Annotated in this window: 12 protein-coding genes; 7 read left to right on the top strand and 5 right to left on the bottom strand. The window is 71.3% G+C overall.

Annotated elements, in window-relative coordinates; translation table 11 throughout:
* Positions 1 to 26: 26 nt before the first annotated feature.
* The 5 genes from ACZ9QC_RS08050 to ACZ9QC_RS08070 all read right to left on the bottom strand — a co-directional run bounded on the left by ACZ9QC_RS08050 (position 27) and on the right by ACZ9QC_RS08070 (position 7398).
* Positions 27 to 764: an IclR family transcriptional regulator gene (locus ACZ9QC_RS08050; protein ID WP_472919512.1), complete on the bottom strand. Its 738-nt coding sequence runs from the start codon at positions 762 to 764 to the stop codon at positions 27 to 29.
* Positions 761 to 1780: a carbon-nitrogen hydrolase family protein gene (locus ACZ9QC_RS08055; RefSeq protein ID WP_472919513.1), complete on the bottom strand. Its 1020-nt coding sequence runs from the start codon at positions 1778 to 1780 to the stop codon at positions 761 to 763. Before ACZ9QC_RS08055 ends, ACZ9QC_RS08050 begins: the two co-directional genes overlap by 4 nt.
* A 20-nt stretch (positions 1781 to 1800) precedes the next feature.
* Positions 1801 to 3168, bottom strand: coding sequence for an amidase family protein (locus ACZ9QC_RS08060; RefSeq protein WP_472919514.1), 1368 nt, complete (start codon positions 3166 to 3168; stop codon positions 1801 to 1803).
* Between the two features lie 202 nt (positions 3169 to 3370).
* Positions 3371 to 5953 (bottom strand): glycoside hydrolase family 3 protein, encoded by a 2583-nt coding sequence (locus ACZ9QC_RS08065; RefSeq protein ID WP_472919515.1) that lies wholly within the window; start codon positions 5951 to 5953, stop codon positions 3371 to 3373.
* A gap of 164 nt (positions 5954 to 6117) precedes the next feature.
* A complete protein-coding gene (locus tag ACZ9QC_RS08070; protein ID WP_472919516.1) occupies positions 6118 to 7398 on the bottom strand; it encodes an MFS transporter in 1281 nt (426 codons plus the stop codon).
* A 209-nt stretch (positions 7399 to 7607) separates the two neighbouring features.
* Here ACZ9QC_RS08070 and ACZ9QC_RS08075 point away from each other — a divergent pair, with 209 nt between their 5' ends.
* The 7 genes from ACZ9QC_RS08075 (at position 7608) to ACZ9QC_RS08105 (ending at position 14164) form a co-directional block, all read left to right on the top strand.
* Positions 7608 to 8264 (top strand): TetR/AcrR family transcriptional regulator, encoded by a 657-nt coding sequence (locus ACZ9QC_RS08075; protein WP_472919517.1) that lies wholly within the window; start codon positions 7608 to 7610, stop codon positions 8262 to 8264.
* 241 nt (positions 8265 to 8505) lie between these two features.
* Positions 8506 to 9828: an ABC transporter substrate-binding protein gene (locus ACZ9QC_RS08080; RefSeq protein WP_472919518.1), complete on the top strand. Its 1323-nt coding sequence runs from the start codon at positions 8506 to 8508 to the stop codon at positions 9826 to 9828.
* Positions 9825 to 10553, top strand: a complete 729-nt coding sequence (locus ACZ9QC_RS08085; RefSeq protein WP_472919519.1) for an ABC transporter ATP-binding protein — start codon at positions 9825 to 9827, stop codon at positions 10551 to 10553. Before ACZ9QC_RS08080 ends, ACZ9QC_RS08085 begins: the two co-directional genes overlap by 4 nt.
* Positions 10550 to 11278 carry an ABC transporter ATP-binding protein gene (locus ACZ9QC_RS08090; RefSeq protein ID WP_472919520.1) on the top strand — a complete coding sequence of 243 codons (729 nt, stop codon included), beginning with the start codon at positions 10550 to 10552 and terminating at the stop codon, positions 11276 to 11278. Before ACZ9QC_RS08085 ends, ACZ9QC_RS08090 begins: the two co-directional genes overlap by 4 nt.
* Positions 11275 to 12147 (top strand): branched-chain amino acid ABC transporter permease, encoded by an 873-nt coding sequence (locus tag ACZ9QC_RS08095; protein WP_472919521.1) that lies wholly within the window; start codon positions 11275 to 11277, stop codon positions 12145 to 12147. Before ACZ9QC_RS08090 ends, ACZ9QC_RS08095 begins: the two co-directional genes overlap by 4 nt.
* Positions 12144 to 13172, top strand: a complete 1029-nt coding sequence (locus ACZ9QC_RS08100) for a branched-chain amino acid ABC transporter permease (protein ID WP_472919522.1) — start codon at positions 12144 to 12146, stop codon at positions 13170 to 13172. Before ACZ9QC_RS08095 ends, ACZ9QC_RS08100 begins: the two co-directional genes overlap by 4 nt.
* A gap of 326 nt (positions 13173 to 13498) precedes the next feature.
* Positions 13499 to 14164 carry a DUF4097 family beta strand repeat-containing protein gene (locus ACZ9QC_RS08105; RefSeq protein ID WP_472921630.1) on the top strand — a complete coding sequence of 222 codons (666 nt, stop codon included), beginning with the start codon at positions 13499 to 13501 and terminating at the stop codon, positions 14162 to 14164.
* Positions 14165 to 14306: the final 142 nt, after the last annotated feature.

Raw genomic sequence — 14306 nt, forward strand, 5'->3', positions numbered from 1 at the left:
TGCCGCACCTCGGACAGTCGCCCGAGTCAGTCGACCCCGGGCAGGACCGCGCCCGTGGACAGTTCGCCGCGCAGCCGGCCGGTGATGAGGCGGGCGGTGTCGAGGACGGCCTCGATCTGCGGCGGGCCGGGCTGTTCGACGGTGAAGGCGATCGACACGGCGGCGACGGCATGGCCCGGCGCCGACACGACGGGCGCCGAGACCGTCCCGAGGCCGCGCACGACCTCGTTGCGTGTGGTGGCGTAGCCGCAGGCCCGGGCCCGGCTGATCTCCGGTCGCTCACCGAGCAGTTGCGGCTCGGCGGACAGCATGGCGATGCCCGGGGAGCCCAGGGTCAGCGGATGCCGGTCGCCGGGGCTGTAGACGGCGCGCGAGCGGGTGCTCTCGACCTCGACGGAGACCAGCGTGACCGCCTCTTCGCCGTCCCGGACGACGAAGAAGGAGGTCAGTCCCACGCGCGCGGCCAGCTTGGCGATCTCCGGTTTGGCGATGCGCTGGAGCATGGGCAGGGTGCGGCGGCCCAGTGACTGGGCGCGGGTGCCGATGACGTACCCGTGGGTGGTGTGCGCGACCAGGTGGTGATCCTGGAGGGTGCGCAGCAGCCGGTAGACGATCGAGCGGTGCAGCCCCATCTGCTGGCTCAGTTCGGCCAGCGTCAGCGGTACGTCCGACAGCGCGATCACTTCGAGCAGCCGCAGCCCCCGGTCCAGGGTCTGGACGGAGGGCCGGCTCGGCGGCGGGGGGTCTTCGGCAGGTCCGGTCATGGCTCGGGGATCTCGTCGTCCAGCGCCGGAAACGCCGGGAGCACGGTCTCGGCGGGGCTTCCCTCCCGGACCACTGGCCGGCGGGCTTCGCGCCGGTGAACGAGGTACGTGGCGTCGGCGCGCGCGTAGTGCCCGGCGGGGTCGTAGGCGTTCTTCGCGAGGTCGATCTCGTCGAGGTCGATGTCGGCGTACACCAGTGCCTCCTCGCCCTCGTCGACGTCCTTGGTGAGGGTACGTCCGTCCGGGCCGAAGATCCGCGAGCAACCGCCGCCGGCCGTGAGCAGGCGGCGCTGCTCGGGGGTGGACGCGAAGACGTCGATGCCGGCCGGGGAGATGACCTGGGTGGCCATCAGGACGAAGGCGCTGCCCTCGATGGCGTACACCTGGGTCGCGGCGATGTTGGCCTCGGCGCTGAGCTGGAAGGCGAGGTCGCGGTAGAGACCGAAACACGGCCAACTGGCCACGTGCACCTGCTCGTTCTGCGCGTACAGGGCGTACTTGCTGAGCGGCTGGACGTGCTCGGCGCAGTTCAGGGCGCCGAGTCGGCCGAGCGCGCTGTCGACGACCTTGAGGTCGCTGCCGTCGCCCTCGCCGAACAGGCTGCGCTCGACATGGGTCGGCTTGAGCTTGCGGCGGTGCAGCAGCACGCTGCCGTCGGCGGCGATCACGGTCTGGGTGATGTAGAGGGAGCCGTGGTCCTTCTCGCTGTAGCCGAGCGCGACGGTGATGCCGTGCTGCCGGGCGGCGCGGCGGATCGTGGTCAGTCCGTCGCCGGCGGGGGCGAGCGAGGCGGCGTGGTAGCGGCGGACGAAGGGGACCTGGTCGGCGACCGCGCCCAGCCACAGGAAGTGCGGGTAGCCGGGGATCCACACCTCGGGGAAGGCGATGAGCGAAGCCCCGTTCCGGGCCGCTTCCGCGATCAGGTCGACGGTCTTGGCGACCCCGGCCTCCGCGTCGAGCCAGGCGGGCTCGGCCTGGACGGCCGCGGCCTTGAAGCGGCGAGTGGTCTCTGTCATGTCCGATCGTCTCCTTCTCTTCATGCTCCCGCTTCCAGGAGCTGTTCGACCAGCAGGCCGAGGCCCAGGAGCCGTCGGTCGGTGTCCCAGGGCGCGTCGAGCGCCACACCCACCGGGAGTCCCGGGCCCGCCGACCGGACGGGCACGGTGAGGCCGGGAAGAGCGGCGACGCTGCCGGGTCCCGTGTTGCGGATGTACGTGGGGAAGGTCGGACGCGGGTCGCCGTCCAGCCGTACCCGCTCGGTGTCGGTGTCGATGCGTCCGGCGGGCAGGGGTGTGGTGGGGAAGAGCACGGCGTGGGCTCCGCTTTCACGGAAGATCCGCCGGTAGCCGTCCACGAGGACACGGTCGCGGATGTCGAGCGCGGCCTTGTACGCCGTCTCGGTGACCGCCTGCGGGAACACGACCCGCTCCATCGTCGTGCGGACGTCGGGGTGGGTGATCCGGGCCAGGAGTTCCGCCGGTTCCGTGCCGCCGGTCGCCGTGCTCAGGTACCCGGGCAGTTGTCTGGCGGCCTCGTAGAGGGTGAGGGGGAATCCGGCCAGTTCCTCGGCCGTCTCGACCTCCGGCAGCCGTACCGGCACGAACCGGACCCCGGCGGTCCCCAGGACCTCCAGGCAGTGCTCCCACACCTCGGCGGTACGCGGGTGCAGCGGCTCGGTGAAGTGGTGTCCGGGGACGGCGAGCACGACCTCGCGCGGGTCGGGTGCCTCGGCCGGGTCGTGGTCGGCGGCGAGGACGGCGTCCAGGAAGACCAGGTCCGCGACGGTCGGGGCCATGGGTCCGATGGTGTCGCGCGTCCACGACAGCGGGGTCACTCCCCCGGCCGGGTAGCGGCCCGTGGTCGGGCGAAGCCCGGCGATGCCGGTGAGCGCGGCCGGGACGCGGACCGAGCCGCCGGTGTCGGTGCCCAGCCCGGCCGGGGCCAGACCGGCGGCGACGGCCGTGGCGGTGCCGCCGCTGCTTCCGCCCGCGAAGCGGTCGGGGTCGGCCGGATTGCGGGCGGGGCCGTACGGGCCGCCCGCGGTGGTGGCTCCCAGGGCCAGCTCGTGCATGTTGGTCTTGCCGAGCACGATCGCGCCGGCCGCACGCAGCCGGGTGACCGCCTGCGCGTCGCGGTCCGGGACGAATCCGGCGAGCGCCTCGCAGCCGGCGGTGTTGGGGAGTCCGGCGACGTGGATGTTGTCCTTGACGGCGATCGGCAGCCCGTGCAGCGGGCCCCGGGTGGGGCCGCGGTCCGCCGCCGCGGCCTCGGCGAGAGCGCGGTCGGCGTCGAGGGTGACGAAGGCTCCCAGGTCACCGGCCCGCTCGGCGCGCGCCAGGAGTTCCTCGGTGAGCGAGACGCTGGTGAGCGTCCCGGCTGCGAGCATGGAGAGGGCGGTCTGCATGGGCGGACAATAAGGGCCTCTCCGGTGCCCATGAACATGGCTGTTTCGCAATACGAGACTCCGGATTCGGTCGGTCGGCACCGTCCGGGGCTGAGCCGGACCGGCATGGGACTGGGGTACGCGGGTCGCACGGCCCCGGGAGGCCGCCAGGCCGGAGGGCCACGAAGCCGCCGGGCTACGAAGCCATCAGGCCGCGAGGCCGTCAGAGCGCGTCGCATGCCGCCTCGACGCGCAGATCCGGGTACGAGCGCCCGGCGCGCAGGCGGTAGCGGCCCTGGACCGTGTGCCAGGCGTCCCGCTCCGGGTCCCAGATCTGCGCGGCCCTGCGCGGCACCGGTATCTCCACCAGGGTCGTCCTTCCGGGGGCGGCCTGGGCGGTGGCGAAACCGGCGAGCCGGCGTCGGGGGCGCTCGGCCGCGTGGGCGGTGGCCGTGTCCGCCGGTTCCAGATACACCTGGACGACCTCACGGCCCGGGCGCCCACCGGTGTTGCGTACCTTCACGCGCAGGGTGCCCAGCTCGTGGGCGCCGGGTGGCGCGGGCGTGAACTCGGCCTCCTCGTACGCCCAGTCCGTGTATCCCAGGCCGTGGCCGAACCAGTAGGCGGGCGGGGTGTCCTGGCGGGCCCAGGCCCGGTAGCCGATGAAGACGTCCTCGTCGTAGGTGAGGAGGCCGTCGACGGGCTCGGTGTCCAGGACGGGGCAGTCGGTCATGGCCGCGGGCCAGGTGGTGGGGAGCCTCCCGCCGGGTTCCTCGGCGCCGAGCAGGACGTCGGCGAGGGCGTGCCCGGCCTCCTGCCCCGGGAACCAGCCGAGCAGGACGGCGGCGACCTCGTCGCGCCACGGCATCTCCACCGGGGAGCCGGTGTTGACGACCACGACGGTGCGCGGGTTGGCCTCGGCCACCCGGCGGACCAGTTCGTCCTGGCGGCCCGGCAGCTTCAGGCTCGTACGGTCGAAGCCCTCGCTCTCCGTCTCCTCCGTGGTGGCCACCACGATCACCGCGACGTCACTGGACGTGGCGACCGCCACGGCCTCCTCGATGAGTTCCTCGTCCGTGGCGGTCGGCGGGCGGTGCCCCAGACCGAAGGCGAGAGCCGCGATGTTGTCGTCCATGCCCTTGGTGAACGGGACGAAGCGGAAGGCGACCTCGACGGTCTCGCCCGCGGTCAGCTCGACGGTGAAGCGCCGCTCGGACGGGTTGGTGAACGCGAGGAAGGGGTCGTCGGAGTCGGGGACGCAGACGTCCTCGGCCAGCCGGTGACCGGCGACGTCGAGGGTGTAGCTGCCGAACCCCGTGACGCCGAAGGTGTGGGTTCCGGTCCGGTCGGGGGTGAAGCTGCCGGTGATGTCCACGCAGTGGAGCCGCCGTGCGGTCACCCCGGTGGGCAGGCTGCCCACCGTCATCACCTGGCCGTCGGGCTGGGGCAGTTCGGCGAGGACGTCGCCGTCCTCGTCCCGGTAGCGGGAGCGCAGGGTGAAGTACTCGGCGGCCGGGGCGAGGCGGGTACGCGGGTCGGCGCCCTGTGCGTGGACCAGTTCGACGGCCGGCGGAAGAGCGCGGCGCAGACCGGCCAGCGGGCTGACGACGTGCTCGGGGAAGACGGTGGCGCTGCCGCCGCCCATGACGCGGGCGTGGCGGGCCGTGTCGCCGATGAGGGCGACCCTGCGCAGCGCGTCCCGGTTCAGGGGAAGCACCGCACCGCCGTCGGGAGCGGGGTCGTTCTTGAGCAGGACGAAGGAGCGGCGGGCGATCTCGCGCGCCAGAGCCCTGCCGTCGATCTCCTCGGCCTGCGCCGCTCCGGCGGGCGGGGCGCCGTCGAGGGCGCCGACCCGTGCGGCCAGCCGCAGGACGCGACGTACCGCCGCGTCGAGTGTCCGCTCGGCGACGCGGCCGTCGCGTACGGCGTCGGCGAGAGCGGCGCCGTAGACGGTCCTCGGGCCCGGCATCGCGATGTCCAGGCCGCCCTCGGCGGCGCGTACCGTGTCGCGGGCGGCCATCCAGTCCGAGACGATCACGCCGTCGAAGCCCCACTCCCCGCGCAGGACCTCGTTCTGGAGGCGGTGGTTCTCGGTCATGCCGGCGCCGTTGACGCCGTTGTAGGCGGACATGACACCCCAGGGCCCGGCGTGGGTGACGATGTGCTCGAAGGGGGCGAGGTACAGCTCGCGCAGCGCCCGTTCGCTCACTCGCGCGTCGAGGGTGAACCGCTCGGTCTCGCTGTCGTTGGCGACGAAGTGCTTGACGGTCGTACCGACACCGCCGTCCTGCACGCCGCGCACGTATCCGGCACCGATGACCCCGGTGAGCAGGGGGTCCTCCGAGAAGCACTCGAAGTGCCGGCCGCCCAGCGGAGTGCGGTGCAGGTTGACCGTGGGCGCGAGCAGGACGTCGACGCCCTTGCGGCGGGCCTCGTGCGCGAGCAACCGGCCGGCCCGGTGGGCGAGTTCGGGGTCCCAGGTGGCGGCGAGGGCGGTCGGACTGGGCAACGCGACCGAGGGATCGTCCGGGGACCACCGGGTTCCCCGCACTCCGATGGGGCCGTCGGACATGACCACGGACCGCAGGCCGACCTCGGGCACGGCGGGCAACGACCACATGTCCTGGCCCGCGATCAGCCGGGCCTTGGTGTCGAGGTCCATACGGGCCAGGGCGCCCTCGACCACCCGTGCGCACAACTCGTCGCGGGACGGCGCGGTCGCCGGGGCCGCGTCCGCGCGGCCGCGGTCCGCCTGTGGGGTCGTCTCGTTCGTCGTGTGACTTGTCACCGGGGTGCCGGCGGTCATGGCCGGTGCTCCTTCGTCTCGGTTCAGCGATGGCGGGGTGTCCGGTGCGCCCCGCAGTTCGGACCCACGGCCGGTGCGGTCGCCGCTCGCGGGCGGCGGGGCGCCGTCGGCATCCCGGGCGGCCCCCACCGGCCCGGTGTCGACAGCGCCCCGCCCGGGGACGCTCAGCGCGCTCCTCGCACCGGCCGGACGGCCAGGGCGCCGAGCACCGCGAAGCCCGCGGCGGCCAGGAACAGGGCGGTGTAGTTCTGCCCTGCCCCGACGGCCAGGAAGACCGGCGCGATCGCCGGGGCGACGGACTGCGGAAGCGCGTTGGCGATGTTGAACACGCCCAGGTCCCTGGCCACATTGGTCTTGTCCGGCAGGACGTCGAGCACGAGCGCGAGGTCGACCGACATGTGGACCCCGATACCGAGACCCACGACGGCCACACCGACCAGCAGCAGGGTCATGCTGTGCGCGAAGGCGATGGTGGGCAGACCGATCGCGGCGATGACACCCGCGAGCCCGACGAAAAGCTTGCGCCGGCCGAGCTTGTCCGACAGCCAGCCACCGCCACCGGAACCGGCCAGGATGCCGACGACCATCACCGACAGGACGACCCCGACCTGACCACCGACGTTGTCCGGCGTGTAGCCGAAGCGGTCTATCAGCAGGAAGGCCTGGTACGTCATGAGGGTCGCCCAGCCGAGCACGAGGAGGAAGCGGCTCAGCCAGGCCCAGGCGTAGCCCGGCTGGGCTACCGGGTTGACCCAGAAACTGGCGAGGAACTCCTTGACCCCGTACGGGGTGGACGGCTTCTCGGTGCGCACCCTGTCGCGCAGCACGACCAGCAGCGGCACGACGGCCAGCAGGCCGAACAGGGCCGGTACGCCGAACATCAGCGTCATGTTCCCGGCAACGAGGTCGACGACGTACGCGGCGACGCCGAGCGCCAGGAACTGACAGAGTCCGAGCAGGCCGGAGAACTTGCCGCGCTGGTCCTCGGGCACCTGGTCCGGGACCACCGCCACGATGCCGGCCAGGGCGGCGTTGTAGGACAGCTGGGCCAGCGAGCACCCCACGATGAGCATGCCCATGTTGGGCGCGTAGGCGATGACCGCGGTGGCCAGGGTGCCGACGAGCATGCCGCCGAGGACGAACGGCCGGCGCATGCCGAAGCGCGACGTGCACCGGTCGGACAGCTTTCCGGCCCACGGGTTGCCGATGAGGGCGAACAGCGCGCCCACACCGCCGACGACACCGATCACCGAGGTGGCGTCGTCGGGGTACAGGCGCAACACCTTGAGTTGCAAGGTCACCACGGCCGGTGCGAGGACCGCCAGCCAGATACCGAAGTAGGCGAGTGCGTAGAGCGAGACGAATCCGGCGCCGACACGGGCGGTGACGGCCGGGGTGGCCGTACCGGCGGAGGCGGGAGGAGCGTCGGTGGTGCTTTCGGACATAGGGATCTCCCAGAGCGCGGAAGAGAGCGGAGAGAGCGGAAGAAGGCGAGCGAGAGGGTCGCAGAGAGCGGAAGGGAGCTGGGACTCGTTCCCCCGGGGCCCGGACGGACGGCTTCGTCGCGCCGGTGGGACCGCACTCTACAATTGCTACCTATCGGTCGGTAGGTTTTTGTTCCATGATTTTTTTCCGCCGCACTAGAGTGAGCCGGGTGGCGGACGACAACAGCACGAGGACCGGCGAGAGCACGAGGACCGGCGGCAGACCGAGTACGTACGCACGGGGCGAGGCAGCCAAGCGGCGGATCCTCGACGTCGCGATGGAGGAGTTCGCCGCCCGCGGCTTCTGGGGCGCGTCCCTCCAGGACATCGCCGGCCGCACGGGCATGTCCAAGCCCGGCCTGCTCCACCACTTCCCCAGCAAGCAGGCACTGCTCGCGGCCGTACTGGCCGAGCGGGACCTGCGCGACCGGCACGGCATGGGCGTGGAGGACATCTTCACCCTGCGCGGCCTGCAGGTGCTCGACATGCTGGACCGGCTCGTGGTCGTCAACGCCGAGCGCTTCGGGCTCGTACAGCTCTCCCACGTCCTGGCCGCCGAATCGGCGGGCGGCGACCACCCCGCGGCCGAGCACGGCAGACGGCACTTCGCGGAGGCGCGGACGCTGGTGCGTACGGCCCTGGAGGCGGGCGTCGCCGACGGTGAGCTGCGCGGGGACCTCGACTGCGGGCTGCTGGCCACGCAGATCGTCGCCGTCATGGAGGGCCTGGAGAACCAGTGGCTGGCCGATCCCGGCCAGGTCGACCTGGTGGGCGTGTTCCACGCGTACACCAGGGACCTGCGCGAACGGATCCGCGCGACGCCCTGACTCACGTGGGCGCCGGCCACAGGAGCCCCAGCGGTCCCACCGGTCCCGTTATGCGCGTGCAGTAACGCCTTTACGTTCCTCTGCGTACAGCTGATGTTTCATTAAGGTCACCGACGGCACAGCCGTCTCGCATATCGAATCCGTGCCCTGTCCAGGCACGGACGGCGGGCCTACGTTCGCGGCCACTTCCTCCACTCGCCGCAGCCCGTGACCTGCGGCTCAAGGCCCTCCGGAGCCCGCCATGGAACACCCCGCGATCAAGCCCTCCCGCCGCACCGTCCTCAGAGGCCTCGGAGTCTCCGCCGTGGCGGCCTCCCCGATCCTTTCCGCCTGTTCCTCCGGCCTCAAGGGCTCGGGCGGCTCGACCGGCGACACCATCAAGATCGGCTACGTCAGCCCGCGCACCGGCGCCTACGCGGCCTTCGCCGAGTCCGACGCCTACATCCTCAAGCAGGTGCGTGCCTTCTTCGCCAAGGGGATCACCTACGACGGCAAGAAGTACGACGTGCGGATCCTGGACCGCGACACGGGCTCGGACCCGCAGCAGGCGGCCACCATCGCGGACGAGCTGATCTCGCAGGAGCAGGTCGACCTCGTCCTGGTCACCGCCACGCCGGACACGATCCACCCGGTGGCGGCCAAGTGCGAGAGCGAGGGCGTGCCCTGCGTCTCGACCATCGAGCCCTGGCAGGCCTGGTTCTTCGGGCGTGGCGCGACGCCGAAGAAGACCTTCAAGTACACGTTCCACTTCTTCGACGGCATCGAGCACCTGTCCAGGGTCGAGACCGACATGTGGCGGCAGCACGACACCAACAAGAAGGTCGGCGTGCTGTGGCCGAACGACTCCGACGGCAACGCCTTCCGGGACAAGGCCACCGGTTACCGCTCGCAGCCCTCGACCAAGGGTTTCACGTTCGTCGACCCGGGTTCCTACGAGCCCGGCACCAAGGACTTCTCGTCGATCATCGCGAACTTCAAGAAGGAGGGCGTCGAGATCCTCGCCGGCGTGCCCTCGCCGCCCGACTTCGCGACGTTCTGGACACAGGCCGCACAGCAGGACTTCAAGCCCAAGGTCGCCACCATCTCCAAGGCCATCCTCTTCGAGTCGACGGTGGCCTCCCTGCCGAACAACCTCGGCAACGGGCTGTGCACGGCGAGCTGGTGGGTGCCGCAGTTCCCGTTCACCTCCACGATCACCGGTCAGACCGCCACCGCACTCGCCGACGACTACGAGAAGTCCCCGCTGGCGAAGGGCCGGACGTGGAACCAGGGCCTCGGCCCCAACCACGCGCTGTTCGAGGTGGCCAACCACGTCCTGCGCAACACGAACCCCAAGGACCGCGAGGCCGTCGCCGCCCAGATCGCGAAGACCAGCCTCGACACCGTCCTCGGTCACCTCACCTGGACCGGCGGCGGTCCGGCCAACCCGGTCAAGAACGTCGCCACCATCCCCATGGTCGGCACCCAGTGGATCAAGGGCAGCGGTGACGCGTACGAACTGAAGGTCGTCAGCAACAGCTTGCTGCCGCAGGTCAAGCCCGACGCCGAGGCGGCGGAACTGTGACCGCTCCACTCCTCGAAGTGGACCATCTCGCCGTGCGCTTCGGCGAGTTGCGGGTCCTGGAGGACGTCGAGCTGACCGTCCCGCGCGGGCAGGCCGTCGGCATCGTCGGCCCGAACGGCGCGGGCAAGTCCACCCTGCTCAGCGCGATCTCGGGCGTCGAGCGCGCGACCGCGGGCACCGTGCGGCTGGCGGGCCACGACGTCACCCGCACCTCCGCGGCGCAGCGATGTCGGCTCGGCGTCGGCCGCTCCTTCCAGATACCGCGCCCCTTCGGCGATCTGACCGTGTTCGAGAACGCCCTGGTCGGCGCCGAGCGGGGAGCCCGGTTGCGCGGCGGCCCCGCCCGCGAGCAGGCCCTGCACGCGCTGGAGACCGCCGGGCTGCTCCCCCTCGCCAACAAGCCCGCCGGTTCCCTGCCGCTCCTCGGCCGCAAACGGCTGGAGCTGGCACGGGCGCTCGCCACCGGCCCCGACCTGCTCCTCCTCGACGAGATCGCGGGCGGCCTCACCGAGGCCGAGGCGGAGGAGCTCGTCGAGACCGTGTTGTCCCTGAAGGAGTCCGGCGTGACGATCCTGTGGATCGAGCACGTCGTCAAGGCTCTGGTCCAGGTCGTCGACCGGCTGGTCTGTCTCGCCTACGGCCGGATCCGCGTCGACGGCGACCCGCACGAGGTACTGGCCAGCGACGAGGTCGCGGAGGTCTACCTGGGAGGTACGGCGGCATGAGCACGCTTCTGCGAGTCGACTCCGTCGATGCCGGATACGGCGACTTCCAGGCCCTGTTCGGCATCGACCTCGACGTGGCCGAGGGTGAGCTGCTCGCCCTCGTCGGCGCCAACGGCGCGGGAAAGTCCACCCTGTTGAAAACCATCGCGGGAGCCCTGAAGCCCTTCCGCGGCACGATCGGCCTGGCCGGTGAGGACGTCACCGCCGAGCCGGACATCCGCCGGGCCCGCAAGGGCGTCTGCCTGGTCCCGGAGGGCCGCCGGCTCTTCCCGTCGCTCACCGTCGAGGAGAACCTCCAGGTCGGCGCCGCCACCGGGCGCAAGGGCCCCTGGAACCTGGCCAAGGTGTACGAGGCGATGCCGCTCGTCGCCGACCGCCGTACCCGCAAGGCGGCCCGGCTCTCCGGCGGTGAGCAGCAGGCCGTCGCCATCGGCCGCGCGCTGATGGGCAATCCGCGTCTGCTGCTCCTCGACGAGGTCTCCCTGGGCCTGGCCCCGCTCGTCGTGGACCAGCTCTACACGGCGCTGCCCGGCATCCGCGCCCAGGGCGCGACAGTGATCCTGGTCGAGCAGGACCTCAACCGTACGTTCGCCGTGGCGGACCGCATCGCGTGTGTCCTGGAGGGCCGGATCGTGCTGACCGGCACGGCGGCCGGGCTCACCCGCGACCAGGTGACCGCCGCGTACTTCGGCACCGGCGCCTTCCCGGAGGTGAAGACCCCATGACCTGGCTCAACGTAATCCTGCAGGGCGTCCTGCTCGGCGGCATCTTCGCCATGGCCGCCGCGGGCCTGTCGCTCGTCTTCGGCGTGATGCGGATCGCCAACCTCGCCCACGGGGATCTGATGATCCTCGGCGGCTACGTGGCCGCGGTGACCGCGGCCCACTACGGCGTCCCCGTCCCCGTCACCATCGTCGTGTCGATGGTCGCGGTCGGCGCGCTCGGCTACCTCGTCCAACGCTCCATGCTGGACCGGGCGATGGGCCTCGGCGAACTCGCCCCGATGCTGGTCACCTTCGGCATCTCGGTCATCATCCCCAACGTCCTGGTCCAGGTGTTCAGCAGCGACGCGCAGCCCCTGCCCATCGGCTCGCTCGGCACCGCGAGCATCGACCTCGGCGGTGGCCTGGCCATCGGCTTGTTCCCGCTGATCACGGTCGCCGCGGCGGTGGCGGTCCTCTCCTCGCTCCACCTCTTCCTCTACCGCACCCAGCCCGGCCGGATCGTCCGCGCCACGTCCGACGACCGCGCGGTGGTCCGCCTGATGGGCGTCGACAACCGCCGCGTGTACGCCCTGACCTCGGTCATCGCGTTCGCCACGGTAGCCCTGGCCGGTGTCCTCTACACGATGCGGCAGGGCGGGGTCACTCCGTACGAGGGTCAGCTCACCGTCCTGTTCGCCTTCGAGACGGTCATCATCGGCGGTCTCGGCTCGCTGTGGGGCACGCTCGCCGGCGGTGTGGTGCTCGGTGTGGCCCAGTCCGTCGGCGCCCAGATCTCCCCGGACCTCCCCCTGCTCGCGGGGCACGTGGTCTTCCTCCTGGTCCTGGTGTTCCGTCCGCAGGGCCTGTTCGGCAGGAGTGTCCTCGCATGACCGTCCAGACAGCCCCCGCCGCCGAGGCGACCGGCGCACTGCCGCCCGTACACCGGGGCGGCCGAGCCACGGTCCTCGGCCTGACGGGCACGGCCGTCGTCCTCCTGACGATGGCGGCCCTCCCCTACCTCGTCGAATCCGGCGTCACAGCCCAACTGGTCAAGCTCTGCTACCTGGTGGCCCTCGCCTCCATGTGGAACCTGCTCGCGGGGTACGCGGGCATGATGTCGATGGGCCAGCAGGCGTTCATCGGCCTGGGCGCCTACCTCCTGTTCGTCGTCAACGACCACGGCGTGAACGTCTACGCCGGCACACTGGTCGTCTCCGCTCTGGTGGCACTGCTCGCCTGGCCGGTGTCGTACCTCGCCTTCCGGCTGCGCGGCGGCTACTTCGCCGTCGGCACCTGGGTGATCGCCGAGGTCGTCCGCCTGATCGTGGTCCGCTTCGACTCCCTGGGCGCGGCGAGCGGACGCACCCTCTCCGACGTCACCGCCGATCCGGTGCTGCGGCGCGCCTTCACCTACTGGCTGGCGCTCGCCGTCATGGCAGCGGCCGTGCTCGGCACCTACGCCGTCCTGCGCAGCCGCCTCGGCCTGAGCCTCCAGGCCATCCGCGACGACGACACCGCCGCCGGTTCCCTCGGCGTGAACGTCACGCGAGGCAAGCGGATCATCTACATCACCGCGGCTGCCGGGTGTGCCGCCGCCGGTGCGGTGATCTGCGTCAACAGCCTGGGGGTGGCGTCGCCGACGCAGATCTTCGGGGTGCAGTACTCGGCCCTGATGGTCTTCATGGTGATCATCGGCGGCATCGGCACGATCGAGGGCCCGGTCATCGGCGCGATCGCGTACTTCCTCCTCGACAAGTACTTCGCGCAGAGCGGTGTCTGGTACCTGATCGTGGTGGGCGCGGCGGCCATCGTGGTCTCGCTGTACCTGCCGCGAGGGCTGTGGGGAACGCTGGCCCACCGCACGGGGTTCGCGGTCTTCCCCGTGCGCCATACGGTCCGGTTGCAGGCCCGGTGATCAGGTGGCGGGGGTGGGAGGTGTCCGCTGGGTGATCAGTCGGCCGGGGTGGGTGACCAGGATCTCCAGCGGGTGCCACTCCATACGGCCCGGTCCGCGCCGGATCCGTTCGGGGCTCGACGCGGGTCGTGGGTGAGTGCAGCGTTCACATGCAGCTCATTGCAACGCACCTGCGACCCACCGTTGCATTTAGCGGCTAGCCCACTGCAACGAAATCACCAACTTCACCTGCGATTATAGCGATACGTCGCAGCAACAATGTTGCTCGATCCATGAACGCAACGTAGCTTTCCTGCATCGGAAACTTCGATTCACAGGAGAGCATGATGCAGAAGTTCGAGACCCCCGCGCCGATCTCCGCCGTCCTGGACATCCCTGCCGGGCGCGTGCGGTTCGTCGCCACCGACGGCGCCGGCACCACCGTCGAGGTCCTGCCCGCCGACCCGTCCAAGGGGCGCGACGTCAAGACCGCCGAGCGCACCACCGTCTCGTACGCCGACGGTGTCCTGCACGTCACCACCGCTGCCCCCGACAGCAAGCTGGTCGGCTTCTCCGGGGCCCTGGAGGTCACCGTCCACCTGCCCGTCGGCTCGCACGTCGAGGCCAGGTCCGAGAGCGCCGAGCTGGAGACCGACGGACGCCTCGGCGACGTCGCCTTCGCGGGCGCGTACCGCCGGATCAAGGTCGACGAGGTCGCGAGCCTCCGCCTCACCGCGATCGACGGCGACGTCGAGGTCGGCCGGCTGGGCGGCGCCGCGGACATCAGCACGCAGCGGGGCTCCATCCGGATCGCCGAGGCCGTGCGCGGCAAGGTCGTGCTGCTCACCCAGTCCGGGGACATCACGGTCGGCGCCGCCGCCGGTGTCTCGGCCGCCCTGGACGCCGGCACGGAGTACGGCCGCGTCAGCAACGCCCTCCGGAACGACGGCACCGCCGAGCTCGACATCCGCGCCACCACGATGCAGGGCGACATCACCGCCCGCAGCCTCTGAGCGGCACCGGCTGACGGCGGGCGAAAGCGCGTAGATGCGCAGGCACGAAGGCACGAAGGCGCGAAGGTTTTGACGGACCTTTGACGCCTTCGGAGCACGCTCCCCATGGGCCCGGACGTCACTCTCTGCTTACGCTGGGGGT

This window comes from Streptomyces sp. HUAS MS02 (genome assembly GCF_055702265.1).